General features: G+C 70.2%; 26 protein-coding genes and 1 pseudogene. 16 read left to right on the forward strand and 11 right to left on the reverse strand.

Translation table 11 applies throughout. The features are described 5' to 3' along the window. Positions 1-553: 553 nt before the first annotated feature. Both HW578_RS07605 and HW578_RS07610 read left to right on the forward strand, forming a co-directional pair. Positions 554-1336 (forward strand): hypothetical protein, encoded by a 783-nt coding sequence (locus HW578_RS07605; RefSeq protein WP_198369949.1) that lies wholly within the window; start codon positions 554-556, stop codon positions 1334-1336. A gap of 18 nt (positions 1337-1354) precedes the next feature. Continuing rightward, a pseudogene (locus tag HW578_RS07610) lies at positions 1355-2104 on the forward strand (autotransporter outer membrane beta-barrel domain-containing protein); the annotation flags it as partial. 14 nt (positions 2105-2118) lie between these two features. Here the strand turns inward: HW578_RS07610 and HW578_RS07615 are convergent. Genes HW578_RS07615 through leuC form a run of 6 tightly spaced genes read right to left on the reverse strand, consistent with a single transcriptional unit; the run spans position 2119 to position 8172 of the window. Continuing rightward, positions 2119-3081 carry a Bug family tripartite tricarboxylate transporter substrate binding protein gene (locus HW578_RS07615; RefSeq protein WP_198369951.1) on the reverse strand — a complete coding sequence of 321 codons (963 nt, stop codon included), beginning with the start codon at positions 3079-3081 and terminating at the stop codon, positions 2119-2121. Between the two features lie 5 nt (positions 3082-3086). Next, on the reverse strand, positions 3087-3983 hold the full coding sequence (locus HW578_RS07620; protein WP_198369952.1) for a sugar ABC transporter substrate-binding protein: 897 nt from the start codon (positions 3981-3983) through the stop codon (positions 3087-3089). Between the two features lies 1 nt (position 3984). Continuing rightward, entirely contained in the window at positions 3985-4935 is a 951-nt protein-coding gene (locus HW578_RS07625; protein WP_198369953.1) for a Bug family tripartite tricarboxylate transporter substrate binding protein, read from the reverse strand. 60 nt (positions 4936-4995) lie between these two features. Further along, positions 4996-6132, reverse strand: coding sequence for a 3-isopropylmalate dehydrogenase (gene leuB / locus HW578_RS07630; protein WP_198369954.1), 1137 nt, complete (start codon positions 6130-6132; stop codon positions 4996-4998). Beyond that, a complete protein-coding gene (leuD, locus tag HW578_RS07635; protein WP_198369955.1) occupies positions 6129-6755 on the reverse strand; it encodes a 3-isopropylmalate dehydratase small subunit in 627 nt (208 codons plus the stop codon). Before leuD ends, leuB begins: the two co-directional genes overlap by 4 nt. A gap of 13 nt (positions 6756-6768) precedes the next feature. Further along, the gene (gene leuC, locus HW578_RS07640; RefSeq protein WP_198369956.1) at positions 6769-8172 is read right to left on the reverse strand and encodes a 3-isopropylmalate dehydratase large subunit; all 1404 of its coding nucleotides are present in this window, start codon (positions 8170-8172) and stop codon (positions 6769-6771) included. Between the two features lie 123 nt (positions 8173-8295). On the opposite strand from leuC, the gene HW578_RS07645 reads away from it, so the two are divergent. Then, positions 8296-9255 (forward strand): Bug family tripartite tricarboxylate transporter substrate binding protein, encoded by a 960-nt coding sequence (locus tag HW578_RS07645; protein ID WP_198369957.1) that lies wholly within the window; start codon positions 8296-8298, stop codon positions 9253-9255. Between the two features lie 166 nt (positions 9256-9421). On the opposite strand, the gene HW578_RS07650 is transcribed toward HW578_RS07645, so the two are convergent. From HW578_RS07650 to HW578_RS07665, 4 genes are read right to left on the reverse strand one after another with little or no spacing between them, the layout of a single operon-like run. After that, the gene (locus tag HW578_RS07650; protein WP_198369958.1) at positions 9422-10384 is read right to left on the reverse strand and encodes an isocitrate lyase/PEP mutase family protein; all 963 of its coding nucleotides are present in this window, start codon (positions 10382-10384) and stop codon (positions 9422-9424) included. 53 nt (positions 10385-10437) lie between these two features. Further along, positions 10438-10899: a TadE/TadG family type IV pilus assembly protein gene (locus HW578_RS07655; RefSeq protein WP_198369959.1), complete on the reverse strand. Its 462-nt coding sequence runs from the start codon at positions 10897-10899 to the stop codon at positions 10438-10440. Beyond that, complete coding sequence (locus HW578_RS07660; RefSeq protein ID WP_198369960.1) at positions 10877-11344, reverse strand: TadE/TadG family type IV pilus assembly protein; 468 nt, start codon at positions 11342-11344, stop codon at positions 10877-10879. Before HW578_RS07660 ends, HW578_RS07655 begins: the two co-directional genes overlap by 23 nt. Beyond that, complete coding sequence (locus HW578_RS07665) at positions 11344-12903, reverse strand: pilus assembly protein TadG-related protein (RefSeq protein ID WP_198369961.1); 1560 nt, start codon at positions 12901-12903, stop codon at positions 11344-11346. Before HW578_RS07665 ends, HW578_RS07660 begins: the two co-directional genes overlap by 1 nt. Before the next feature lie 437 nt (positions 12904-13340). Between HW578_RS07665 and HW578_RS07670 the strand changes: the two genes are divergently transcribed. The 13 genes from HW578_RS07670 (at position 13341) to HW578_RS07730 (ending at position 25228) form a co-directional block, all read left to right on the forward strand. Next, complete coding sequence (locus tag HW578_RS07670; protein ID WP_198369962.1) at positions 13341-13550, forward strand: Flp family type IVb pilin; 210 nt, start codon at positions 13341-13343, stop codon at positions 13548-13550. A 262-nt stretch (positions 13551-13812) separates the two neighbouring features. Beyond that, positions 13813-14022, forward strand: a complete 210-nt coding sequence (locus HW578_RS07675; protein WP_198369963.1) for a hypothetical protein — start codon at positions 13813-13815, stop codon at positions 14020-14022. Between the two features lie 31 nt (positions 14023-14053). Beyond that, positions 14054-14563: an A24 family peptidase gene (locus HW578_RS07680; RefSeq protein ID WP_198369964.1), complete on the forward strand. Its 510-nt coding sequence runs from the start codon at positions 14054-14056 to the stop codon at positions 14561-14563. 3 nt (positions 14564-14566) lie between these two features. Beyond that, positions 14567-15436, forward strand: coding sequence for a Flp pilus assembly protein CpaB (gene cpaB, locus HW578_RS07685; RefSeq protein ID WP_198369965.1), 870 nt, complete (start codon positions 14567-14569; stop codon positions 15434-15436). 83 nt (positions 15437-15519) lie between these two features. Continuing rightward, on the forward strand, positions 15520-17664 hold the full coding sequence (locus HW578_RS07690; protein ID WP_198369966.1) for a type II and III secretion system protein family protein: 2145 nt from the start codon (positions 15520-15522) through the stop codon (positions 17662-17664). Positions 17665-17669: 5 nt separating this feature from the next. Next, the gene (locus HW578_RS07695; RefSeq protein WP_198369967.1) at positions 17670-18008 is read left to right on the forward strand and encodes a hypothetical protein; all 339 of its coding nucleotides are present in this window, start codon (positions 17670-17672) and stop codon (positions 18006-18008) included. 4 nt (positions 18009-18012) lie between these two features. After that, on the forward strand, positions 18013-19233 hold the full coding sequence (locus HW578_RS07700) for an AAA family ATPase (protein ID WP_198369968.1): 1221 nt from the start codon (positions 18013-18015) through the stop codon (positions 19231-19233). Next, positions 19233-20600: a CpaF family protein gene (locus HW578_RS07705; RefSeq protein WP_198369969.1), complete on the forward strand. Its 1368-nt coding sequence runs from the start codon at positions 19233-19235 to the stop codon at positions 20598-20600. Before HW578_RS07700 ends, HW578_RS07705 begins: the two co-directional genes overlap by 1 nt. Positions 20601-20602: 2 nt before the next feature. Beyond that, the gene (locus tag HW578_RS07710) at positions 20603-21559 is read left to right on the forward strand and encodes a type II secretion system F family protein (RefSeq protein WP_198369970.1); all 957 of its coding nucleotides are present in this window, start codon (positions 20603-20605) and stop codon (positions 21557-21559) included. 5 nt (positions 21560-21564) lie between these two features. After that, positions 21565-22533 carry a type II secretion system F family protein gene (locus HW578_RS07715; protein WP_198369971.1) on the forward strand — a complete coding sequence of 323 codons (969 nt, stop codon included), beginning with the start codon at positions 21565-21567 and terminating at the stop codon, positions 22531-22533. 137 nt (positions 22534-22670) lie between these two features. Next, the gene (locus HW578_RS07720) at positions 22671-23297 is read left to right on the forward strand and encodes a tetratricopeptide repeat protein (protein WP_198369972.1); all 627 of its coding nucleotides are present in this window, start codon (positions 22671-22673) and stop codon (positions 23295-23297) included. A 129-nt stretch (positions 23298-23426) separates the two neighbouring features. Further along, a complete protein-coding gene (locus HW578_RS07725; protein WP_198369973.1) occupies positions 23427-24023 on the forward strand; it encodes a hypothetical protein in 597 nt (198 codons plus the stop codon). Then, the gene (locus HW578_RS07730; RefSeq protein ID WP_198369974.1) at positions 24020-25228 is read left to right on the forward strand and encodes a glycosyltransferase family 87 protein; all 1209 of its coding nucleotides are present in this window, start codon (positions 24020-24022) and stop codon (positions 25226-25228) included. Before HW578_RS07725 ends, HW578_RS07730 begins: the two co-directional genes overlap by 4 nt. Here HW578_RS07730 and HW578_RS07735 read toward each other — a convergent pair. After that, positions 25188-26007, reverse strand: an 820-nt coding sequence (locus tag HW578_RS07735) for a lytic transglycosylase domain-containing protein (RefSeq protein WP_198369975.1), incomplete at its 5' end; no start/stop codon positions are given. The genes HW578_RS07730 and HW578_RS07735 overlap by 41 nt on opposite strands.

Here is a 26007-nt window from a genome sequence, read left to right on the forward strand (position 1 = left end):
CAGGTCCCTCAGGCTCGCTTGACTATGCTGGATCGCGCGACGGACCGCCTCTGTCGTGCGGGCGCAGCCGTGAAGAACCTGCCCCATAGCGCATCCCTCCATGCCAGGGAGAAGACTGCACCACCAAAGCCCGGGACCAAACATCTAGCGGGACCGTCTACAGCCAAACGGTCGGCGGCATCTCTCGCGATGGCGGCGTGATCGTGGGCACACAACGCACCGTCGGCCAGAAGTTCCAGATAGACGAGCCCTTTGTCTGGACTGCGGCCGACGGTATTCGCCGGCTCGTCGTTGCTGGGTCTGTGTCGGCACGGGCGCAGGGCGTCTCCGCAGACGGGACAGTCGTGGTCGGCGCCCTGGTTTTCCCCCCACCGCCTTTCACGACGGCGCTCGAATCCTCCAATGCCTTTCGCTGGACCGAAGCCGAAGGGTTCCTGGTCCTTGGCTCTCTGCCGGGACCGGCTCCTCCGAAGCACTGGCCATCTCGGGCAATGGTCGGGTCATCGTCGGGCAGAGCGGCGGCGAGGGCTTCCTCTGGAGTGCCGCCGAAGGCATGCGCAGCCTCGGCGCACCACTTGGTCCGGTGTGGCGGGAGGCGCTGCCCGCGGCCGTTTCTTTCGATGGATCCGTCATCGCAGGCACGTGGTACGATCAGGCTCGCTACGCGACGCAGGCCTTCGTGCGGTCACCGGATGGGGTCATGCGGCCGCTTGGCTTCCTGACCATCGCCCCGCCGCGGATCTGGTGCATCTACTGCACGCCGGTGGGTCCAGACCCTTCTCCCTTCTCCGAGGCCATCGCGATCTCCCCGGACGGGGCGATCGTCGTCGGGACAAGCGGTCTGGTCAGACTGGTCCGAGGACCTGGCCCCGGCCCGGCCCGGCCGGGCAACCCCGCCCGCGTCGGCGAGGCTTTTCGCTGGTCCGAAGTGGCCGGGATGCAGTCCATCGCCGCGCTGCTGCGGGGCGCTGGGGTGAACCTGGGTGCGACGACGCTCGGCGTCGCGACCGGCGTGACGACCACCGGCGCGGGCGGTACCAACATAATCGTCGGCTACACGGAAGATCTCGAACGCGAGCGCTTCACCTCCTGGATCGTCCGCCTGCCGGACCCGCGTAGCGGTACCGGAGCGGCCGGCTTCACCACGCCCGAAGCCTTGCTTGGCAGCCTCGGGCAGATCCCTTCCGCGGCTGCGACCGCTGAGCGTCTGGTCTGGTCCGCTCAGCGTGAGGCGCTGCTGCTCGCGGAGCACTACGGCGGCACACTGTCTGCCGAGCATCCCTTCGCCGGCTTTGTCCAGGCGCGCGGTGGCGGCTGGGACCCGCCCGACGAATAGGGCACCGCCTTCGGTGGCGCCGCCGGCGTGATCATGCGCGTGGGCGCGGCAGCGCGCGCGGGCTTCGTGGTCAGCACCACCGTACAGAACAGCCAAGGCGGCATGCCGGCCATGCGCAGCACGGTGGACGCGGCGGGCGCGCGGGTCTTCTCGCTGGTCGGCGACACTGCAAGCGGCCCGCGGCTCAGCACGGCGCTCGGATACGATCAGTTATGGGCGACGATCCGGCGCCGCTATTCGGATGGCACCAGCACGCAGACGGTCGGCCGGGGCAAGACTGGTGGCCAGGCGCTGGCGGCCAGCCTGCGCGGCGCCTGGGGGATACCGTTGGGTGCATCTGCGACGGTCTCGCCCTTCCTCGGCTTCCATGCCGTCTCGACGCGGCTCGGCGCCTATGAGGAAGGCGCTGGGAGCGGTGCCTTCCCCGCGCGCTTCGACACCCAGCGCCAAGCCGGGACTGCTGGGGGGTTGGGCGTCGAGGTTGAGTATCGCTTCGGCGATGGGAGCCGGGTCTGGGGCAACCTGGGCTACAATCGTCGGCTGTCGGGAGACGGTTCGGCCGTATCGGGCAGTTTCGTGGATCTCTTTCCCTTCGACCTGCGCGGGCTCCCCGTGGCGGAGCGGGCCTGGATGGAGGGTGCCGTCGGTGGCGCTTGGGCCATCTCGCCACGCATGCAGATGGTCGGCGCGTTCGGCGGCACGCTGCCGACGGATGGCAGCGGGCGCTACTCGGTCTTCTCCAGCCTCGGCCTCATGGTCGGCTTCTAACGCGGGGGTGGAGGCTATTCCGGCGTGATCCCCGCCGCCTGCACGACCTCGCGCCATTGCGCGACCTCGCTGCGCAGCCGCACCGCCAGTGGTGCCGGCCCATCGAGCAGCAGCTTCGAGCCGCGTTCCGCCATGCGGCGCGCCAGTTCGCTGTCCGGTGCGGCCAGCGGTGCCAGTTCCGCATTCATGCGCGCGATTGCCTCCGGCGCGGTCTGCCTCGCTGCGAACAGCCCGAACCAGAAGGGCACGGCATAGCCGGCGACGACTTCGCCGATAGCAGGCGTATCGGGCAGCGACGGCGCGCGCCCGGTGGTGGTCACGCCGATCGGGCGGATGGTGCCCGCACGGATGTGTTCCAGCGCCAGCGAGAGGTCGCCCACGAAGGTGTCGATCTCCCCGCCCAGCAGCGCGGTCATGATCAGCCCGGCGCCGCGATAGGGCACGTGCAGCAGCTCGATGCCGGCCTTCTGCATCAGGAAGGCGGAGGCGAGGTGCGTCGCCGAGCCGACGCCCGAACTGCCGACCGAGACACGCCCCGGCGCTTCCTTGGCGCGCGCGATATAGGCCGCGAGGTCGGCCGGGCCGTTCGCGCGCACGCAATAGACCAGCGGCGCCTCGGTCACCATCGTCACCGGCAGCAGGTCGGTGAAGGGATCGAAGCCGAGCTCGCGGCGCAGCGCGGGCAGCGTGGCGATGGAGTTGGACGTGATCAGGAAGGTGTGGCCATCCGTCGCGGTCGCGACATGCTGCATGCCGACCTGGCCGCCCGCGCCGGCGCGGCTGTCATAGACCACCGGCTGGCCGAGCCGCGGCGTCAGGTAGTCCACGAAGTAGCGCGCCGGCACGTCCTGCGGGCCGCCGGGGGCGAAGGGGCTGATCAGGCGCATCGGGCGCGTCGGCCAGGTCGCCTGCGCCCGCGCGGGCAAGGCGAAGGCGCCGGCGATGGCGGCGGTGGCGGCGCGGCGGGTGATGGGCATGGGTGTCACTCCGGCGGTGCAGGGACGATGTCGTTCCAGCGGGGCAGGGGGCGGTCCTCGACCGGCACCAGCCAGGCGGCGTGGTTGGCGCGGGTGATCGGCACGGCGGGCAGCAGGATCTCGCGCGGGACCGCCTCGCCGCGCAGGTGGCGCAGCGCGGCCATGGCGGCGGCGGCACCCATGCGCTGCCCGTCATAGTCCATGCTCGCGAGAAGGCGGCCCGTGGCGATCTGCTCCGCCGCCTCGATGGTGCCGTTGTTGCCGACCACCAGCGCGCGGCGCCCGGCGGCGTCGAGCGCGTCGAGCGCGCCCAGCGCCATCAGGTCGTTGGTGCAGATCACGCCGTCGATGCGCTGGTGCTGCGCGAGCAGCGATTCCATCGCCGCGCGGCCTGGCGCGCGCAGGTAGCGCCCCGGGGCGGTGCCGAGCAGGCGGATGCGCGGGTGCTGCGCCAGCGCCTCGCGGAAGCCGCGGCTGCGGTCGCGGCTGGTGGGCGCGCTGTCGGGGCCTTCGACAAGCACGACATCGCCCGTCCCGCCCAGCGCATCCGCCATCAGGCCGACGATGGCGCGGCCCATTGCGACGTCGTCGGCGCCGATGAAGGTGACGAAGTCGCCGGCCATGCGGTTGACGAAGCCGATGAAGGGGATGCCCTGCGCGATGGCCGCCGCGACCGGTTCGGCCAGTAGCGCGTCGTCGGCAGGGGCGAAGATGATGGCGTCGGGGCGTTCGGCCACCACCGCGCGCAGCAGCGCGATCTGCTGCGCCGGGTTGTCAGGCGTGCGGGGGAAATGGTGCGTGGCGGTCGCACCTTCCACCGCGGCGGCGCGCTCCACGCCGCGCAGGAAGGCCTGGTAGTTCGGGTTGACCCCGTTCTTGGTGAAGGCCGCGAGGCGCGGCACGTCAGTCCCCGCGTACGCCGGCGGCGCGGATCACCTCGCCCCAGGACTGCAGGTCGGCGGCGATGCGGGCATTGAAGGTGCGGGTGTCCTCGAACATCGGGGTCAGGCCGTTCGCCAGCAGGCGCTCGCGGAAGGTCGGGTTCTCGAGCGCGCGGCGCGTCGCGTCCGACCAGCGCGCGAGGCTCTCCTCGCTCATGCCGCGCGGCCCGCAGATGCCGAACCAGCCGGCCATCTGAAGCCCCGGCACGAAGGCCGAGACCGGGCGGACATCCGGAAATAGCGGCGAGCCCGCATCATCGCCCATTGCCAGCACGCGCAGCTCGCCGCCCTGGATCTGGCGCATCACGTCGCCGAGGTTGGTGATCATGAAGTCCATCCGCCCGCCCAGGATGTCCACCACGGCGGGTGTCGCGCCGCGATAGGGCGCGTGGATGATGTTGAGCCCCGCGCGCGCCTTGAGCAGTTCGACCGACAGGTGCTGCGCCGAGCCCACGCCGGCGGAGGCGTAGTTGAGCGCGCCGGGCCTGGCGCGTGCCGCGGCCAGCAGCGCCGGCATGTCCTGGTAGGGACCGCGCGCGGCCACGATCAGCGCATAGGTGGACAGCGCGACATTCGCCACGCCTGTCATCTCGGTGCGCGGATCGATCGGCAGGGCGGCGCCCGGCAGGTTCGGCGTGATGGTCATGCTGCCCATCGGGCATTGCAGCACGGTCATGCCGTCGGGGGCGGAGCGCGCGACCACCTCGGCGCCGATCAGGCCGTTGGCGCCGGTGCGGTTCTCCACCACGCCGCGCGCGCCCATGAACGGCGGGACGTATTCGGCGATGAGGCGCGCCATCAGGTCGCCTGCGCCACCGGCGGCGAAGCCTGAGATGACCCGTATGGTGCGGTCCTGCGCGAGGGCGGGGAACGCGATCAACGCCGCGGCGGCGGCGAGCAGGATGCGTCGCATGAACCTTCCTCCCGTTTTCGTTGGGCGGAAGGCTAGGACGGAACCGGCGCCGAAGGCGAGTCAGGCGAGCGAGGCCTCCAGCGCGGCGAGCACCGCATCCGCCATGGCGCGGGTGGACAGCACGCGCTCGCCCGGCAGGGCGATGTCGGCGGTGCGCGCGCCGGCATCGAGCGCAGCGGCGACCGCGGCCTCCAGCCGGTCGGCCTCGGCCGGCAGCCGCGCCGTCCAGCGCAGCAGCATCGCGGCGGAGAGGATGGCGCCGAGCGGGTTGGCGATGCCCTTGCCCGCGATGTCGGGCGCCGAGCCATGGATCGGTTCGTACAGCGCGCGCCGCCGCCCGTCAGGCCCCGGTGCCGAGAGCGCGGCCGAGGGCAGCATGCCGAGGCTGCCGTTGATCGCCCCCGCGCAGTCCGAGAGCAGGTCGCCGAACAGGTTGTCGGTGACGATGACGTCGAATCGCGTCGGCGCGCGGCCGAGCTGCAGGGCGCAATTGTCGGCCAGCATGTGCTCGAGCGTGACGTCGGGGAATTCCGACGCGTGGATGGCAGTGACCACGTCGCGCCACAGCCGCCCGGCCTCCATGACGTTGGCCTTGTCCACGGAGGTCACGTGGTTGCGGCGCGTGCGTGCGAGCTCGAAGGCGAAGCGCGCGGCGCGGGCGATCTCGGCCTCGGTGTAGCTGTGCGTGTTGACGCCGCGGCGCGTGCCGTCGGCCTGCGTCTCGATGCCGCGCGGCGTGCCGAAATACACGCCCGCGGTGAGTTCCCGCACGAAGACCAGGTCGGCGCCGGCCACCGTGCGCGCCTTGAAGGGCGAGGCTTCCGCCAGCGCGGGCTGCGCCTTCACCGGGCGGAGGTTGGCGAAGACATCAAGCGCGCGGCGGATGGTCAGCAGCGCGCCCTTGCGGCGTTCGTCGGGCGGAATGTGCGTCTGGTCGAGGCTGCCCGTCGCGCCGAACAGGATCGCGTCGGCGGCCATGATGGCGGACCAGGTGCGCTCGGGCATGGTCGTGCGTTCCGCAGCCCAGGCAGCGGAGCCGAACAGGTGGCGGGTCATGCGCAGCGGTACGCCGCGCCTGGCAACGAACCAGTCGAGCACGCGCACCGCCTCGTCGGTGACCTCCGGGCCGATGCCATCGCCGGGCAGGACGACGATGTCGAGCGTCGGCCGCAGTGCGGCCGCGGGTTCCGGTGTCATCGCTCCACGCTCTCCCACGCCCAGGCGCGCTTCGCGCGGTCGGCCTTCTGCCAGGCCAGGATCGCGTCCTTCTGCTTGAGGGTGAGCGCGATGTCGTCGAGCCCTTCCAGCAGCGCGTCGCGCTTGCGCGCATCGACGCTGAAGGGGATCTCGGTACCCTCGGGCGTCACCACCACCTGCCGCGCGAGATCGACCACCGTGTGGCGCGCGCCCTGCGCGGCCTCGGTCTCCTCCGCGATGCGGCGGATGGCGTCCTCCGGCAGGCGCACCGGCAGCAGCCCGTTCTGGAAGCAGTTGTTGAAGAAGATGTCGCCGAAGGACGGCGCGATGACGGCGCGGAAGCCCATGCCCATCAGCGCCCAGACCGCGCCCTCGCGCGAGGAGCCGCAGCCGAAGTTGGGCCCCGCGAGCAGGATCGGGCTGTCGCGGTATTGCGGGCGGTTCAGCACGAAGTCCGGGTTGTCCGATCCATCCTTGTTGTAGCGCAGCCGCTCGAAGGCATAGGGGCCGAGCCCGGTGCGCCCGGTGCCCACCAGCCGCTGGATCGGGATGATGACATCGGTGTCGATGTTGGCGCCCAGCATCGGTGCCGCGGGGCCGCTGACGGTGGTGAACTTGTCCATGGCTGTCGCCCCCTTACGCCGCGAAGGACCGCACATCGGCGATGGCACCCGCCACCGCCGCCGCCGCCGCCATGGCCGGGGAGGCCAGGTGCGTGCGCGCCCCCGTGCCCTGCCGGCCCACGAAGTTCCGGTTGGATGTGGAGACGCAGCGCGCGCCGGGCGGGACGGATTCGCCATTCGCCGCGACACACAGCGCGCAGCCCGGCTCGCGCCATTCGAAGCCGGCCTCGCGGAAGGCGGTGTGCAGCCCTTCCGCCTCGGCCGCGTGCTTCACGCGTTCGCTGCCCGGCACGACCCAGGCGGTGACGTGCGGTGCGACCTTGCGCCCGCGCAGCACGGCGGCGGCGGCGCGCAGATCTTCGATGCGCGAATTGGTGCAGGATCCGATGAAGACCCAGTCCACCTTGGTGCCTTCGATCGGCGCGCCGGGCGTGAGGCCCATATAGGCGAGGGCCTTCTCCCAGTCGGCGCGCTTCTCGGCATCCGGCGCGCTGGCGGGGTCGGGGATGCGGCCGGTGACGGGCAGCACCTGCTCGGGACTGGTCCCCCAGGTGATCTGCGGGGCGATGTCGCGCATGTCGATCAGCAGGTCGCGGTCGAAGACGGCGTCGTCATCCGAGGGCAGGGCGCGCCAATCCGCCAGCGCGGCCTCCCAGGTCGCACCCTTCGGCGCGAAGTCGCGGCCCTTCAGCCAGGCGAAGGTGGTCTCGTCGGGCGCCACCATGCCGATCTTGGCGCCCATCTCGATCGAGAGGTTGCACAGCGTGAGCCGCCCTTCGACCGAGAGCGCGCGCACCGCGGAGCCCGCATACTCCACCGCGTATCCCGTGCCCGCCGCGGCGCCGAAGCGCCCGATCGCGGCCAGGATCATGTCCTTGGGCGTCACGCCGGGCGGGGCGGCGCCCTCGAAGCGGATGCGCATCGTGCGCGGCTTGCGCTGCGGCAGCGTCTGCGTGGCCAGCACATGGCGCAGTTCCGACGCGCCGATGCCGAAGGCGAGCGCGCCGACGCCGCCATTGGTGCAGGTGTGGCTGTCGCCGCAGACCAGCACCGTGCCGGGCAGCACGATGCCCAGCTCCGGCCCCATCACATGCACGATGCCGTTGCCGTCCTGGCCGAGGTCGAAGAGCCGCACGCCGGTCTCCGCCGCGCGCTTGCGCAGCCCGGCCAGCAGCCGCGCACCGGTCGGGAAGGTCTCGGACGTGCGCCCCGGCGCGGAGGAGACGGCGTGGTCCGGCGTGGCGAAGACCAGGTCGGGGCGCGCCACGTCGTAGCCGGCCTCGCCCACTTCCTGCAGCGCGCGCCCGCCCGAGAGGTCGTGCACCAGCACGCGGTCGCAATGCAGCAGCGACCAGCCGCCGCCGAGATCGGCGACCACATGCGGGTCCCAGATCTTGTCGAACATGGTGGCTGGCATGGCGCGACTCTCCCGCAGTGCTTGACGCTTGCGCACGGGCAAGGGACCGTCCGGCGCAGCGCGGCATCACGCCGCGCGCGACGGGTGCGGTCAAGCGCCCGCGGCCACGGGAGGTTTCGTGCCATGGTGCGCATCACGCGTCGCTTGCTCGGGCTGGTCACGCTGGCGGCGCCGGTGGCGGCACGCGCGCAGGCCTGGCCCGACCGGCCCGTCCGCCTGGTGGTGCCCTACAGCGCCGGCGGCGTGGCCGATACCATCGCGCGCATCCTGCAGGCGCGGGTCGCGGAACACCTCGGTCAGTCCTTCCTGATCGACAACCGCACCGGTGCGTCGGGTGCGATCGGCGCGGCGGCCGTGCATGCCGCGCCCGCCGACGGCCACACCCTGCTGTTCGAGGGTGCCACCTTCGCGACCCTGCCCGAGGTCCGCCGCGACCTGCCCTTCGACTATGGCGCGGCCTTCGTGCCGGTCGTGCAGGTGACGACGCAGCCCTACATCATCGGCATCCGCGCCGGCTTCCCGGCGACCGACCTCGCCGGCTTCGTCGCCGAGGCGAAGCGCCGGCCGAACGAGGTCACCTACGGCACGCCCGGTGTCGCGCATATCGGCCACTTCATGGGCGAGGCGCTGCAACTGGCCGCCGGCATCCGGCTCGAGCACGTGCCCTTCCGCGGCGGCGCGGACGTCGCGCGGGAACTCGCGGCGGGGCGCATCGATGCGGGGATCATCTCCTATTCCAGCCTGCGCCCGGCGGTGGAGCGCGGTGCGACGCTGATCGCGAGCACGGCGGGGCAGCGCCAGGCCTCGCTGCCGCAGATCCCTGTCATCGCGGAGACCTTCCCCGGCTACGACATGTCGTCCTGGACGGGCGTCTTTGCGCCCGCCGGCACGCCGGAGGTGGCGATGCAGCGGATGGCGCAGGCTATGCGCGCCGCGCTGGCCGACCCCGAGGCGCGGCGGCGGCTCGAGGCGGCCGGTGCGGATGCGGTGGAGTCCGATCCCGCCGCCTTCGCCGCCGTGATCCGGCGCGACCGCGAGACGGCGCGGCGGATCGTGGCGGCGACGGGGCTGCGGGTGGGGTGATGGCAGCGCCATTCGGATCGTGCGCGGCACGATCCGGGGGCGCGAAGTGCGACCGCGCCGAGACGACCAGATGGCGCTGGCGCGATCGTGCATGGCGCGAAGGCAAGGGCCGCGGATGCAGCCCGCCCGCCGCATGAGGGGCGCATGAAGACCCGGCGGCGGAGCTCTACTCTGCCGCCTTCGGCGCGTAGCCCAGCCCGCCCTCGTATTTGCGCCCCGCGTCCTCGGGCAGGAATTCCGCCTCCATTTCCCGGATGCGGTCGAAGCCCGAGAAGCCGTGCAGGTTGCCCATCGGGTGCTGCCTGAAGCGCGCGTCGTAGGCGGCCTCGGCCATCGGGCCATCCGTCTTGAGCGCGTGCGCGAAGTCGTGGATCGCCATGATGGTGGCGCGCATCGCCGCACCCGGCAGGATGCAGACGCGGATGCCGAGCTCGGCCATCTGCTCGGCCGACAGGCGCGGCGAGATGCCGGTCATGTTGTAGAAGACCGGCCCCTTCACCTCGGCGCCGATGCGCGCGACCTCGGCCACGTCCTTGGGGCCCTCGACGAAGGCGAGGTCGGCGCCGGCCTCGAGGAAGGCGTTGGCACGGTCGATCGCCTCGTCCAGCGATCCGCCATGCGCGCCACGGGCATCGGTGCGGGCGATGACGACGAAGTCCGGGTCGAGCGCGTCGCGCGTGCGTGCGGCGGCGCGGACCTTGAGCACGGCCTCATCGCGCGCGATCACCTCTCGGCCCGCGACATGACCGCAGCGCTTGGGGGCCACCTGGTCTTCCAGGTGCAGGCCGGCCACACCGGCGCGGATGTATTCCTCGACCGTGCGGACCACGTTGATGGCGTTGCCGAAGCCGGTATCGGCATCGGCGATCAGCGGCACCTTCACCGCCGAGGCGATCAGCTTCGCGTTCAGCGCCATCTCGGTGAGGGTGGCGAGCCCCGCATCGGGCAGGCCGAGCAGGTTCAGCGAGGTGCCGTAGCCGGACATGTAGAGCGCGGGAAAGCCCGCATCCTCCAGGATGCGCGCGGACATGGCGTTGAAGCAGCCGGGCACGACCAGCGGGCGATGGGCCTCGATCAGGGCGCGCAGGCGCGTGGTGGGGCGGGCGGTCTGGCCTTGGCCGAGGCGCATGGCGGAGTTCCTTCGTCGGACGGGTGCTCCGACATGAACCACTCCGCGAGACGCTACAACTGGTAAGTCACCGTCGTGGTGTCCCGCATGCGCGGCGTGAGGATCCCGAAGACGTTCATGACGAAGGTGAAGTTCGTGTCGATCTCCGCGGTCACCGTGACCGTCGTCGTGCCGCCGGCGGCCGTCTCGGTGCGCCTGACGCAGGTGCCCGCGGTGCCGCCTCCCGCTGTCCCGGTGCTGCTGGCCACCATGCCGCCGACCGCCCCGCCGCGGCCGGTGGCAGCGACGAGGTCGCGGCAGGAGATGGACTGCCCGGCCGACATGTTCACGACGCCGTAGCGAACCGCATCCCCCATGAAGTTCCGCAGGCCCTGCGCGGCCATGTAGTATCGGCCGATGTCGATGCCTGCGAGCATCATGACGAAGAAAATGCCGCCGACCAGCGCGAACTCCGCCGCGGCGATGCCGCGGCGTTCGCGCAGGACGCGGCGGCTAGCGGAGGCGAAGTTCGACATTGCCGCGCAACGTGGAGGAGGGAAAGACGAACAGCCGCGCGTAGGGACGCGTGGCGGTGATCGAGACGTATTCGTTGAAGTCCCCGGGTGCCCCGCAGGTCGCGACCGGATCGCCCGTGGTGCAGTCGAAGACGGTCCCGTTCGTGCCGGGGCACCGGCACACGAGCGAAGTGGTCAGGGTGACGTTGCCGCTGGGCGTATCGGTGGTCAGTCGCCAATCGGTGAGGTTGGCGCTGACGACGTTGCGGATCCTCGTCTCGTTGTAGGTGCCGCCGAGCACCGTCTGGGCCCCGGCGCGCACCGCGGCCTCGAGCCGGATCGACTGCTGCAGCGCGTTGCCGAAATCGGCCACGGCCAGCATGACGAATATCAGCAACGGCGAGACGAGCGCGAATTCAAGCGCGGAGGCGCCGCTGTCCCGCCGGCGGTGGCCTCTCCTTCCCATTACTGCACCAGGCTCACGTACGAGATGCGCGTGACCTTCGTGCCGTTGGACTCGCAGGCATTGATGTTGGTGGTCGTATTGCCGGAATACGTAATCTCGCCGGAGACCACCGCGAGGCATCCGCCACTGGCGGTCGGCGTCTGGTTCATCGTGCCGGTGCCTACGAGTTCGACATGCGCGGTGGGCGCATAGATGGCGCCGAAGATTGTGCTACTCCCATTCCCGGTGATCATAATCCGGTCGGCTTCCCGTTGTGTTGAACTGCCGAAGTCGTCACGGTAGATGACGATCCCTTCGTACACCGACGGTGTAGCTCGGCCTTCGCCTGGGGCATTGAGGTTGAACACCGCACCCGAAGTCATGCGAACGGTCCCGACGTTGTCTGGGGTACTGCCGGTGAAAACCAGCGTGACGCCAGCGCGGCCGATCTCGCAGCCGACGCACTGCACCGAGCCGCCTGACCCAATGACCAGGTCAGTATCGCGGAAGTAATAGGTGCCAGGTCTTAAAATTAACCTCGAGTCCGCAGGATTGTTGTTATTGTTATTGTTATTGCCACTCGATTGCTGCGCAGGAATACTGATCACCCCTCGGTTGTTGCCTTGGCCACCACCACTCGCGCGATTGCAGCTGAGGGTCGGGTTGTCGATGTTCACGGGCGTCAGCCCTCGCCCTACTGCGCCGGACTGGGCGGTCGGCCGACCCAATGCGTCGACGTACGTTGGCACGCTGCACGCAGGAAAGCTGGTCGGAGGCTCGTTCGTGCCGCTGAACCTAGTGGCATAAGGGTCATCCGTGGGCGTGGCTCCCGAGCTGTAGCCCGCTGGCATGTTGCCGCCCATCACGTCCGCGCAGTTGTAGCACTGGCCCGAGGCGCGAAGCCCGCCGATCCTCGCCGCCTCCGCCGCGGATGTGTTCTGGATGTTGATCGAACGCCGGCCGGTGGCGTTGGCGACCATCAGGCAGTCCGGCGCATTCACCGTGGCGCTGCCAGCGATGTTCGTGCGCCCCGCGACCTGCGAATTGGGGTTCGGCGGCGGAATGGTCAGGGTGCAGGCCGGCCCGCCCTGCACAACGGCGGCGACCGCACCGCCCCAGGCGACCGGCGTGGCCGAACTGATGAGGCGTGCCAGCCCCGTGCGTTGCGGCTGGGTGACCGTGACGCGCACCGCATTCGGCGAATTGCCGGCCGGCGTGGGCGTGGTGAAGGCACCCGATGCCCAGCGGCCGATCTCGACCGTGACCGTTGAATTGGCGGTGCCATTGGTGAAGCCGTTGCGCGTCACCACGTCACGGGCGACGCTGTCGACGGAATTGCTGCCGGTGGCAGTCGCCCCGCGCAGCGCCATCGAATAGACGCCTGCGACGGCCGCCGCGTCGGCAGCGTTCTGCGCATTGCGGCGCGCCGTGAGCCAGACGCCGGCTTCCGTGGCCATGGCGGCCATGCCGAGCAACGACGTGGCGCCGATCGCGAAGGCGACGGCCACGCCGCCGCGACGGCCCAGGGGGCGGCGTCCAGCGGGACGGGAACCTGGTGGAGTGCCGGGCGTGCTGTTCATGTGACCGGTCCTGGTTCGATGGCTGAGGCGGACGCGTCTAATGAGTTAAATTAGTGTGCATCAGGCGCGCTGTCATCTTTGATCGACGACAAAATTTTTGGACAAGGAGATATTTCGGGAGCGAGGACCATCAACATTTTGTGATGCCGGCGCGTTTGTGGCGGCTCGTTGACCACAACCATCCATAAATCTAGGAGAATCATCGATTTGAAGGGCGGAGGGCGCCCCAGCAGCGTTGTGAATTGTCGAAAAAAAGACATTGTCCTAATTTTTGTTATTGACGAAGCGTTAATGACCGTGTTTTTGTTCCCTCGACGCGGTGGTCCGGCTGCATGGCAGGGGGTCCGCTTCGTGGCTCGACCGTGAAAACCCAGCGAGCGGGTGCGGTGGGGCTTTACGGCTCGGCTCGTTATCGAGATTAACCGAAGGGGATCGACATGATTCGCAAGTTCCTGGCTTCCATCCGCAGCGCCGCTTCCGACCGCAAGGGCGTGACCGCCGCCGAATACGCCATCCTCGCGGTGGGCGTGGTCATCATCGTGGGTTCGGCTGTCACGCTCTTCGCGCCGCAGCTGACCGGCGCCTTCTCCAATATCGGCGTCCAGATCAGCACGCAGCAGGCCAGCGTCACGACGGCCGCTCGCTGATCAAGCGGCTGCTCGGCGGATGGTCCCTGCGGCCATCCGCCGACGGCGCCTTCCAGGTTGGTCGGCGCGACACCCCGACGGCCGATGGCATGCCCCATGGTTGGTCATGCTATCGCACGCTTCCCGGGCGCCCTGGCGACTGCGAGGGAGACCGAGGGCAGCATCGACCTTCATAGTTGCAGGATCGGTGCGCAGTTCGTACAGGCAAAATGCCGTACCGGCCTCTACTCGCCGGATGGGCCTTCCACTGGGGGCAATTGCGATGAAGACGGTGCTTTCGCGTATTGCTTGTCTCGGCCGCGACCGCCGCGGTGTGGCCGCTGCGGAATATGCCATCATGGCGGTCGGGATCGTCATCGTCGTCGGCGCAGCAGTCGTGACTCTGGCGGACCCAAATAATTCGGCCTTCGTCAGGCTCGGCACAACAATGGCCTCGACCCAGACCGACATGATCAACAACTTGTCCCGGTAGTCGTTGACATTCTCCTTGGGGTGACCGCGCCGTGAACCAAACCCTTGTCTTCCTGGCGCTGGCTACCCCGCTGCTGTGCTTCGCCGCCGCGCGCGACATCGCGACGCGCCTCATTCCCGACACCGTCTCCATCGCCATCGCCGCGATCGGCCTCGCCACCCGCCTGTTCGACGGCTGGGCGGCGGCCGGCCTTTCCCTTGCGCTCGGCGCCGCGATCTTCCTGCTGCTGGTGCCTGTCGCCGCGCGCGGCTGGCTCGGCGGCGGCGACGTGAAGCTGCTGAGCGCCATGGCGGTCGGGCTTCCGCCCGTCCTTACCTGGGATTTCGTGGTCGCCACCGTCTTCGTCGGCGGCGCCCTTGGCGTCGCATATATACTGGGGCGACACCTGGTCCCGGAGCTCCGTTCCGCCGGAGGCGGCACCCTTCTGCGACGCGTGATTGCGGTCGAGGCCTGGCGGATGCGCCGCCGCGGCCCGCTCCCCTATGCTGTCGCCATCGCCGGTGGCGCCGTCTTCCTCCTGATCTCCTTGCCGAGGGCCTGACCCATGATCCTGCGGCTTCTTGTCGTCGTCTCCCTGGTGCTGAGCGCCACCGGCCTCGGCATCCTGGCGCTGCAACTGGTGCAGCCCGCCGGGACCCCGCAGCAGGTCGCCCGTGTCGAGGCACCGCCCGTGGTCGCCCCGCCGCCCAAGGTGCGCATGATCGTGGCAGCGCGTCCGCTCTCGATCGGCACGCTTCTGAAGGACGAGGATTTCCGCGAGGCGGAGGTCGCCTCCGACGGCGTGCCGGAAGGTGCCTTCACCAGCGGCACCGCCTCGCTCGCCGAGCTGCGCGGCGCGCTGCTGCGCCGCTACATCGATCCGAACCAGCCGGTGATCGCCACCGACGTGCTGCGCCCGCGCGACCGCGGCTTCCTCGCCGCGGTGCTGCGTCCTGGCACCCGCGCCATCTCGATCGGCGTGGACGTGGTGACCGGTGCCTCGGGCCTGATCTGGCCGGGCGACGAGGTCGACCTCATCCTCACGCAGAACCTGCAGCAGCAGGGCCAGGGGCCAGAATCGGCTGGACGCCGGGTTGTCGGCGAGACCATCCTTTCCGCCGTCAGGGTAATCGCGGTGGACCAGCAGATCAGTCACAGCGGAAGCGATGCCAATGCGGCGCGTGTGGTGGCCCGCACCGTCACCCTCGAGGTGACGCCCGAACAGGCGGAGCGCCTGGCGGTGGCCATGCAGCTCGGGCGCATCTCGCTCGTGGTCCGCTCGATCGAGGGCGTGCCGGAAGCGACAGGTCCGCGTCCTTCGCTGGTGTTCGGTTCCGACGTTTCGTCCGCGCTGACCGGCCCTCAGGCACCTTCCACCACGACACGCATGCGCGTTATCCAGGGCGGCTCGCAGCAGGAGGTTACGTTCCGATGAAGCATGGGCAACGGGCCGGAGACGCTCCTTCCCATTTGGCCTGGAAGGTGCGCGGGCCTTCGGTGGTCTTCAGGGGCCTGCCCATGGCTCTGCCGCTCGCGGCCGTCCTGCTGGCAGGCGCCGCCTTTTCCACGGCCGTCGCCAACGAGGTTGCGTCCGCGGCGACCGACGCCTCGGCGCCACGGGTCACCGTGCGGACCGGCACCCACCCTGGCTATGGCCGCATCGTGTTCGACTGGCCCGCGCGCACCGACTACCAGGCTGAGGCGACCGCCGATGGGCTGGTGATCCGGTTTGCCGAGCAGGGCCGCCTGGCGCTCGGCGCCGCGGCGCCGCGCAACGTGGTCGCGCTGTCGGCCGAGGGACAGGCTGTGCGGATTGAGGCCCGACCCGGCGCCCGGTTCCGCCATTTCCATCACGGGCCGAAGCTGGTGGTCGACATCCTCGACCCCGGCGCCGAGCTCGCAGCGACGCGTCCGGCCGCCCCGGCGCCCAGCGTCGAGGCGGTGCTGAGCGACCTCGCGGCCGCGACGCAGATCCGCCCGCCGACGCGTGCCGCGGCTGACGCCCCGGTTCTGGCGAGCGCCACGCGCGACATGCCGGGCGCCTCCGCGCTGCCGGTGTCCGACGCCCCCCTGGCGATCGAGGCGCAGGCCCCGTCGGTAATCCGCATGGCGCAGGCGCTGCCGCAGGGTGGCCCGCGGATGAACGCGCCGCTGACGGTGCCGGTGCAGTCGGCTCCCTTCGGCATCCCGCTGGTGCCCCAGGCGCAGGCGCAGCAGGCCCAGGCGCAGCCGCAGATTCCAGGCACGCCGCAAGTTGTCGCGCCCGCCCCCGGTGCGACGCTGACCCGCCCGCTCGTGCTCGAGCAGGGTTCGGGCCGCCTGGTCGAACTGCCCTCCGCCGCGCTGACGGTGCTGGTGGCCGACCCGCGCATCGCGCGCGTGCAGCCGGCCTCGCCCACCAGCCTGTTCATCATGGGCGTGAATGCAGGACGGACCAACCTGATCGCGACGCGCGAGGACGGCTCGCTGGTCGCGGAGTTCGACATCACCGTGGCCTCGACCGTGGCGACGCCGGGGCAGGTGTCGCCGCAGGCGGCGGCGATGCCGCCCGTCACCGCGGGCCAGATCCAGAGCATGATCCGCCGTGTGGTGCGCGGCGGGCAGAATGTCCGCGTGACCATGGTGGGCCGCGGCAACGGCGCGATCGCGCTGTCGGGCATGGTGCCGACCGCATCCGACGCCCAGCGGGCCGAGGCCGTGGCCAAGGCGATGGGCGGCGAGGCGCGCGAGGTCATCAACAACCTCACCCTGCTCTCGGGGATCCAGGTCAACCTGCGCGTGCGCGTCGCCGAGGTCTCTCGCGAGGTGACGCGGGATCTCGGCTTCAACTGGCTCGGCGCCTTCAACGACGGGACCTGGCAGCTTGGCCTGCGGACCGGCGGCGGCGTGCTCGGCACGGTTGCGGGTGGAATCATCGGTGCGCTCCAGGGCTCCTCGACGACCGGCGGCGGCCTCTATGGCATGCGCTTCAACAGCGGCAATTTCGACATCAACGGCATCATCGACGCCCTGGCGCAGGACCGTCTCGTCACCATCCTGGCCGAGCCGAACCTGACGGCGCAGTCGGGCGAGACCGCCTCCTTCCTCGCCGGCGGCGAGTTCCCGGTCCCGGTCGCGGCCGGCAGCAACAGCAGTGCGTTGACGGTCGAGTACAAGCAGTTCGGCGTGAGCCTCGCCTTCGTGCCGACCGTGCTCTCGCCGGAACGGCTGAACATGCGTGTCCGTCCCGAGGTGAGCGAGTTGTCGGAAGCGAACTCGGTGACCTTCCCGGTGGCGGGCGGGACGGTGAGGGTGCCGGGCCTCACCGTGCGGCGCGCCGAGACGACCATCGAGGTCGGCAGCGGCCAGAGCTTCGCGATCGCCGGGCTTCTGTCGCGCAGCACCGGGCTCAACAACAGCGGCGTCGCCGGGCTGGGCGACATTCCCGTGCTCGGCGCGCTATTCCGCTCCGACCGCTTCCGGCGCAACGAGACGGAACTCGTGATCATCATCACGCCCTATCTCGTGCGGCCGGTCTCGGATCCCTCGGCGCTGGCGACCCCGCTCGACAGCTTCCGGCCCTCGACCGACCTCGAGCGCATCCTGCTGCGGCGGCAGACCGGCTCCGGCGCGCCCTATCGCCAGATCCGGCCGCCCGCGGCCGCCGGCTTCATCGTGGAGTGAGGACCATGGCACGCAGCATCCCTGTGGTCCTGAGCCTGGTGCTGGGTCTCGGCGCCTGCGGCACGGACAACTATTTCCCGGCGCAGGATTTCGACCGGCGCGGCACCTGGCAGGCGGAAGGCATCAATGACCGCAACCTGCGGGCTCAGGTGGCCGATCCGGCGCATCTGACGCGCGGTGCCGGCGCCGCAACCGACCGCGGCGAACAAGCCAGCACGGCGGTGCGCGCGCTGAACGAAGGGCGGCGGCCGCGCCTGCCGAACATCCAGTTCGAGGCCGGCGGCGGCAGCAGCGGCGCCGCCGGAGTTACCAGCGGCGGCGGTGGAGGAAGCAGTGGCAGGTGAGCGCATGGCGGTCAGCGAGGTCCCCGATGCGACGCGCGGCGGCGCGATCATCTCGGCCGACCGCCCCGCGCTCATGGTCTTCGTCGCCGACGAGGCGAGCGAGGCGGCGATCCGCGGTGGCGTGGGCGACGTGCTCGGCGCGCAGATGCGCCGTGGCACGGTGCGCACCGCAGTCAAGGCACTTGAGAAGGAAACCACGCCGCGAGTTCTGATCGTCGACATCAGCGGCGTCGAGGATCCCTTCGCGGCGCTTGACGACCTCGCTTCCGTCTGCACGCCCGATGTGCGCGTGCTGGTGGTGGGCGAGCGCACCGAGATCGGCTTCTACCGCGACATCACCCGCAATGTCGGCGTGCACGAATACCTGCATAAGCCGCTCACGCGCGACAATGTCGCGCGGCTGTTCGCCCCGCATATCCAGGGCGGCGGCGATGCCGGGCAGGACCGCGGCGGCCAGGTCACGGTGGTCTGCGGCGTGCACGGCGGCGTTGGCGCGACCACCATCGCCGTCAACCTCGCGCTCGAGCTCGAGGAAGCGACGCGCAGCCATGTCGCGTTGCTCGACCTGCATCTGCGCGGCGGCGCGGCGGCGATGATGCTGGGCGCGCGCGTCACCTCGGGCCTGCGCATCGCGATCGAGGAACCCGAGCGCGTGGACGCGCTGTTCCTCGACCGCGTGGGCGTGCCGATCGGCGATCGCGTGCGGCTCATCGCCGCCGAGGAGCCGATAGAAGCGCAGATCAAGCCGACCGAGGAAGGCGTTCGTCGCGTCGTCGACATGCTGCGGCAGCGCTTCAACCACGTGGTCGTGGACATGCCCATGCCCCCCGGACCCTGCGAGATCGCGGTGCTGCAGATGGCAAGGCATGTGGTCCTGGTGATGGGCCCCGACATCGCGAGCATCCGCGACACCGTCGCACTGAAGAAGCTGGTGGCGATGACCGGCGGGTCCGGCCGGGTCATCACGGTCCTCAACGGGGCCGGCCGGCGCGGCTACCTGCCGGCGAAACTGGTCGAGGAAGGCATCGGCGGGCCGCCCGACGTGGCGATTGCCGACCTCTCGCGGCAATTGCCGCGCGCGGCCAATCTGGGCCGCCCCGCGCGCCAGGACAGTCCCGCGCTGCGACGGGCGCTTGGCCAGCTCACGCAGGAGATCGCTGCGGTGCGGTCGAGCGGCCCGGGTGGCTCGTTCTTTGGCCGACTCTTTGGACGCGGAGGCGGCTGATGCGCGCTTTTGGCCGGCGCAGCGACGGCTCGCCGCAACTCCCGGTACCGCTTTCGGCGGAGCCCGAATTCCGTTCCGTCAACATCTCGGCGGACGCGATCGCGCTGTCGGACAGTGCCGAGTTGGCGCGCCTGCGCACGCTGGTGCTGGAGCGCATCGACCCGGTTGTGGCCGGCGAATTGCCCGCCGCGGCGCTGCGCCAGCAGCTCGATGCGCTGGTCCATGAGCTGGCCAGCCGCGAGCGGATGGAGATCTCGGCGCGCGACCAGTCGCGCATCGCCGAGGAGATCGCGCGCGACATGGTGGGCTACGGCCCGCTCGAGCCGCTGCTCGCCGATGACAGCATCAACGACATCATGGTGAACGGCCCCGACAACGTCTATGTCGAGGTGCGCGGCAAGCTGATCCGCACCAATGTGCGCTTCCGCTCGGCGGCGCAGATCGCGGCCATCGCGCAGAAGATCGCCGCCACCGTGGGCCGGCGCGTCGATGAATCCTCGCCGCTGTGCGACGCGCGCCTGCTGGATGGTTCGCGCGTCAATATCGTCTTCCCGCCTCTGGCGCTGGACGGGCCCTGCATCTCGATCCGCAAGTTCGCCAAGAAGCGCTTCGACCTGCCCTCGCTGGCGCAGAACGGGGCCATGTCGCCCTCGGTGCAGCGCATCCTCGAGATCGCCTCGCGCTGCCGGCTGAACGTGGTGATCTCAGGCGGCACGGGCTCGGGCAAGACCACCATGCTGAACGCCATGTCGCGGCTGATCGACCATGGCGAGCGCGTCGTCACCATCGAGGACGCGGCGGAACTGCAGTTGCAGCAGCCGCATGTGGTACGGCTCGAGACGCGCCACGCGAACCTCGAGGGACGCGGCGAGATCACGGCGCGCGACCTCGTGCGCAACGCGCTGCGCATGCGCCCCGACCGCATCATCGTGGGCGAGGTGCGTGGTGCTGAGGCCTTCGACATGCTGCAGGCCATGAACACCGGCCATGACGGGTCCTTCTGTACCGTCCACGCCAATACTGCGCGCGATGCGCTGACCCGCATCGAGAACATGGTGATGATGGCCCAGTCCACGCTGCCGTCGCGCGCCATCCGGACCCAGATCGCCGCCGCCGTGGACCTGATCGTGCAGATCGAGCGTATGCGCGACGGCGGCCGGCGGGTGTCGCAGGTGTCGGAGATCTGCGGCCTGGAAGGCGATGTCATCACCATGAACGACATCTTCACCTTCCAGTACGAGGGCGAGACTGCCGAGGGCAAGCTGCGCGGGTCCTGGGTCTCGCCGGGCATGCGTCCGGCCTTCGTCGAGCGGCTCAACTACTTTGGCATGCTCGATCCTTGGATGCGTGCGCTCCAGGAAGCCTGAGGATGGATCGCGCCCTTCTCTACGGCACGGCGGCGATGCTCAGCGTCGCGCTCGTGACCGGCGTGGTCACGCTGCTGAAGTCGGGCCAGGCGCGCCGGCTCAAGGAACGCGTCGCGATCGCAGGCGCCGTCGAGGCGCCCGGGGTCCAGGCCGGCGGCCTGCCGAGCATCCGCCTGCAGACCAACGAATCGCAGCCCCTCCTCGAACGCTTCCTGCGCTCCCTGCGCTATCACCCTGACGTGCCGCAGGCGCATACCATCCCCTGGTACCTGATCCTGATCTTCGGCGCGCTCATGGCGCTGCTCATAACCAACCTGGGGGCACGGCTGCTCACGCTGCCAGTGTCGATCATTGCGGGGGTGGTGATCGGGATCTTCGTGATCCGCACCATCTTCGCGTTCCAGTACAACAGCTATGTCGACAAGGTCTTCAAGCAGATCCCGGACGCGATCGGGCTGATGGTGCGCGCCATCCGCGCCGGCCTGCCGGTGGGCGAGGCCATGCGCTCCGTCGCGGCCGAGCTGGCCTCGCCGCTGCGCGACGAATTCTCGCGCATGCTGGGCGATGTCGCGATCGGACGGCCGGTCGACCAGGCGCTGATGCGCGTCTACAAGCGGACCGAGCTGCCGGAATTCTCCTTCCTGGCGGTCACCCTCGGCATGCAGTCCCAGACCGGCGGCAACCTTGCCGAGACGCTCGACAACCTCGCGGATATCGTTCGCAAGCGCGTCGCACTCGCCAAGCGTGCCAAGGCGCTGGCCGCCGAGGCCCGCATGCAGGCGGGCATCCTTATGGCGCTGCCCTTCATCGCCGCGCTGGCGATGTCGCAGATCCAGGATTTCTACATCGATCAGTTCAGCACGCCGGCCGGGCAGAAGTTGGCCCTGGTGGGCCTGGGCTTCTCGCTCACGGGGTTCCTCATCATCCGCTGGCTCATCAAGCGCGCGGGAATGGATTGACCGTCATGAGCGAGCTCATCGCCGAGTCCGGCTGGGTGCCCCTGCTGATTGTCGCGCTGGCGGTATGCCTTGCGATCATCGCGGCGATCGTCCTGGCCCGCAGCGCCGAGGACCGTGACATCGCCGGGCGCGTCCAGAGCGTGCTCAAGCCGGCGGATGCCGATCGCGGCGAGGGCGGGCAGGGGCTCAACGCCGCGGCGGCGCCGTTCCGCCGCCTCGGCGAGAGGCTGCGCAATACGGCCCTCGTCTCGGACAAGGACCTCGAGGAGTTCCAGCTGGCCATCGCCGCAGCGGGGCTCAACCCCCGCGCCGCGGTTCCGACCTTCATCGGCGTGAAGGCGGTGCTCCTGGTGGGTATGCCTTTGATCGCCGGGCTTTACTGCTACCTCAACACGGTGGATCCGCTGCGCATGGCGATCATCGTGGTTGGCGCCATCATCTTCGGGATGTTCGCGCCGAACATGTTCCTCACCTACCTGAAGCGCAAGCACCAGGACCAGCTGCGCAAGGGACTGCCTGACGCGCTCGACCTGCTGGTCGTGACCGCCGAGGCCGGCATGGGGATCGAGACGGCGCTCGACCGCGTCGCCCGCGAGATCGAGAGCAGCAACCGACCACTTGCCATTTCCTTCCTGGTGCTTGTCCAGGAGTTGAGGATGCTGCCCGACCGTCGCCAGGCGCTCGAGCGATTCGCCCAGCGGTCCGACTTCGAGGGCTTCAAGCGACTCGGCGGCACGCTCTCCCAGACGCTGAAATACGGCACGCCCCTGGCCCAGGCGCTGCGCGTCCTGGCGGCCGAAATGCGCCAGGACCGCATGCTCCGCATCGAGGAAAAGGCGATCCGACTGCCTGCGGTGTTGGTGATCCCGCTCATTCTGTTCATCATGCCCGCGGTCTTCATTTCCCTGGTTGGGCCGTCGGTGCTGCAGCTGAGCGGCGGCCTCTTCCAGGCGTCAGGGGAAAACGCCAGGTAATGATCGACGGAACATTCCGCTTCGGCGCACTCCTGGTCGCGGCCTCGGCGCTCGCGGCATGCGCCAGTGACGGGCTGCGCGAGCCCGACACCGCCTCGCGCATGCGGGTGGCCCAGACGGCGGAGGCCGGCGGGCAGATGGATGTCGCCCTGTCGATGTATGGCTCCGCCGCCGCGCGCGAGCCCGACAACGCCGAAGCCCAAGCCCGCTTCGCGGCCGCGCTCATGCGCGCGGGCAACCGCGCGCAGGCCGAGCAGGTACTGGCCGCCGCGGTGGCGCGCCGGCCCGATGATGGCCGCCTGCTGCTCGAACTCGCGAAGATGCGCCTGCGCGGCGGCGCGGCCGGGGAAGCGCTCGGTCTGTTTGACCGTGTCCTGGCGCGGGATTCGCGAAACGTCCCGGCTCTCGACGGCCGCGGGGTCGCGCTCGATCTGATGGGGCGCCATCCGGAAGCGCAGGACTCCTACCGCCGTGCCCAGGCGGTCGCGCCCGATTCCATCTCGGTCGCCAATAATCTTGGGCTGTCGCTGCTGCTCGACGGCCGTCCGGACGAAGCGCGCGCTGTCCTCGAACCGCTCGCACGTCGCTCCGATGCCAATCAGCGCGTCACCGCGAACTACGCCATCGCGCTTGCCGCCACCGGCGACGAGGCGGCGGCGCGTAACGTGCTCGGCAGCGAAGAGGCGGACCTGCGCGGCGTGGCCGAGGTACTCCGCGTGAACCGCCAGGTGATCGAGGTGACGCCCGTCGACAGGCGGAGTTGAGCCTGTACCGGCCATGACCGTCCGTCTCCGGCGCATTACGGGCCTGCCCTCGGACGCGGTGGCTCAAGCATTGTCAGACCAGGCCGCGGCGGCCGTGCCCCGTGGCGCCGTGGGCACGAGACGGCCTTGATGTCACCGCACGGCGGACCGGCGCCGCCCCTCATCGGGCTGCCCTCGCGCGGTCTCGATCTGGCATCGCTCAATGAGCAGCGCTTGATCATGTACGGGGGCCTCATCATGGCCTGCTATCCGATCGCGCTGGGCCTCGTGGACACAGCTGAACCGGCCTGGCGCAGCGACTTCATGGCGTTCTATTCGGCCAGCCGCATGGCGCTGGGCGGCGATGGCGCGGGGGCCTACGACTGGCCGCGGCTGCAACTGCTGCAGGCCGAGATCCTGCAGGTTCCGGCCGAGGCGGTGGCGCCCGTCCTCGGCTGGGTCAATCCGCCGTACTTCTCCTTCTTCGAGCTGGCTTTTGCGCTTCTGTCCTATGTCGGCGGCTGGGTCACCTGGATCCTCGCCACCGGGACGCTGTTCGGCCTCGCGGCGCGCTCCGTGCTCCGGGCGGCCGGTCTGGCGGCGGCGATATGCCGCGCTGGCGACGCCCCTGGTGCTGTACACCCTCGTCATCGGCAAGAACGGGCTGCTGACCGGTGCCCTGCTGGCCTGGACCCTCGCGCTGATGGATCGCCCGCCGGCCGGCGCGTGCCGGGCGCGCCATCATGACGGCCTGGCTCACCCGAGACCGCCTGGTGCTCCTGGCGTGGCTGTTCTGCGTCAGTGTCTTCGGCTTCTACATGGCGGTGGTCGTCACCGGCACGCTGGTTCCCGAGCGGGCCGGGCGGGCGGATTTCATCGCCTTCCATAATGCCAGCCAGATGGCCCTGCTGGGCGATGCCGCCGGCGCCTATGACTGGTCGCGGCTGCGGCTGCTGCAGGCCGAGACGCTCGGCATCCCGCCCGAGGCGCTGGAAGGCTTCCTCGGCTGGGTCAATCCGCCGCATTTCTTCTTCTACGTACTGCCCTTCGGACTGCTCTCCTATGGCGCCGGATGGTTCGCCTGGGTCGTGGCGACGGTGCTGGTGCTGATCCTTGCCCTTCGCGTGGCCTTTCCCGACATGGCGGGCCCGGCATCGATGCTGGCGCTGGCGATGCCGGCGGTGCTGATCTGCATAGGGCTAGGGCAGAACGGCGTGCTGACCGCGGCGTTGCTCTGCCTCACCTTCGCGCTGATGGACCGGCGCCCGGTACTGGCGGGGCTGGCGCTCGGCCTGCTGACCTACAAGCCGCAATTCGGGCTGCTGCTGCCGCTGCTTCTCGTGGCCACCGGGCGCTGGCGCGTCTTCGTCTCCGCCGCGGCCACCGCCGTCACGCTGATGGCCGGATCCGCCTTCGCCTTTGGGCTTGACGCCTGGAGCGGCTTCCTGGGCGCGCTATCGCGCAACGACGCCATGTATCTCGGCGAACGGCACGCCGCCCTGCCGCGCATCCAGTCGGTCTATGCCCTGGTCTTCGACGCGACCGACGATCGGATGCTCGCCTGGATGGTGCATGTCCCCTTCGCCGCGGGCATCGCCGTCCTCGTCCTGTGGTTGTGGCTGCGTCGTCCCGAAGGACTGCTCGAGGCGCGCTCTGCCGCGGCCATGGCGGCGGCCTTCCTCATGACGCCCTTCACCTGGATCTATGATGCGGTGGCTCTCGGCGGCGCCGCCCTGTTCCTGGTGGCGGCGGCGCGGCGGGAGGGCTGGCTGGCCGGGGAACGCGCCATGCTTCTGGTGGCGTGCCTGCTGCCCGGCATTGTCCTGCTGGGCGTACGCAGTCCGATGGTCGCACCCGCCGCCTGGCTCCTGATCCTGGCCTGCGCCTGGCGGCGCGACCGCGCCTGGCGGCTCAGCCGGGCGCCGAGTGACTCGCCGTCCGCAGGCACATGATCCGCGGGCGGTTCGGCCCTGCCGCGGCGGGCCTGCCGCGCAGCCGCAGTTCCACATTCGGGGCCGCCACTACCGGCTGGAGGTTCGGCGCTGAGGATCCCAGCAGCAGCACCGCCCCGCGGCCCGAGGCGCAAAGCCCCGCCATGGCCGGCCCCGGCAGCGGAATCACGCCCGGCGCCGGTCCGGGCACGAAGCCCTGGCCGGTCATCGCGGCCATGACGCGCTGGTGGTAGATCAGGCCGCGCTCCGGCGTGGCGGAGTGGTACTGCATGGTGGCGGCCTGCCAATCCCCCGTGCGGGCGTGCAGCGAACGCAGGAAACGCACCGCGTAGGCAACATTCGTCGCGGGGTCGAAGCCAGCCTCGACGCTGGGGAAGGCGTCGGGGTGGTGCAGAAGGTTGATCTGCATGCAGCCGATGTCGATCGAGCGCGTGCCCGTGGCGAGGCGCGCCTGCACCTCGGCGACCGCCTCGGCGCGGGTGGCCATGTAGCGGCCCTCGCCGGCGGCGTTGAAGGACCAGGGCCAGGGCTGCACGCCGCCGGTGGGCGTGCGCCGGCCGGTCTCGACGCGCGCAATCGCGCCGAGCAGCCCGGGCGGCAGGCCGGAATTCGGCTCGGCCGCGGCGATCGCCTGGGCGCAGGCATCCCAGGGACTATCGGAGAAGACCGGCGGGGAAGGGGCCGCGGCGGTACGGGCGGCCGCCTGGCGCGCCGCGGGTGCGGCGGGCGCAGCGGGCTGCGCGGCTGATCGGATGAGCGTCTGTCTGAACTCCAGTCTT

It is taken from the genome of Roseomonas rosulenta (assembly GCF_016106005.1).
In the GTDB taxonomy this organism is placed as follows: Bacteria; Pseudomonadota; Alphaproteobacteria; order Acetobacterales; family Acetobacteraceae; genus Neoroseomonas; species Neoroseomonas rosulenta.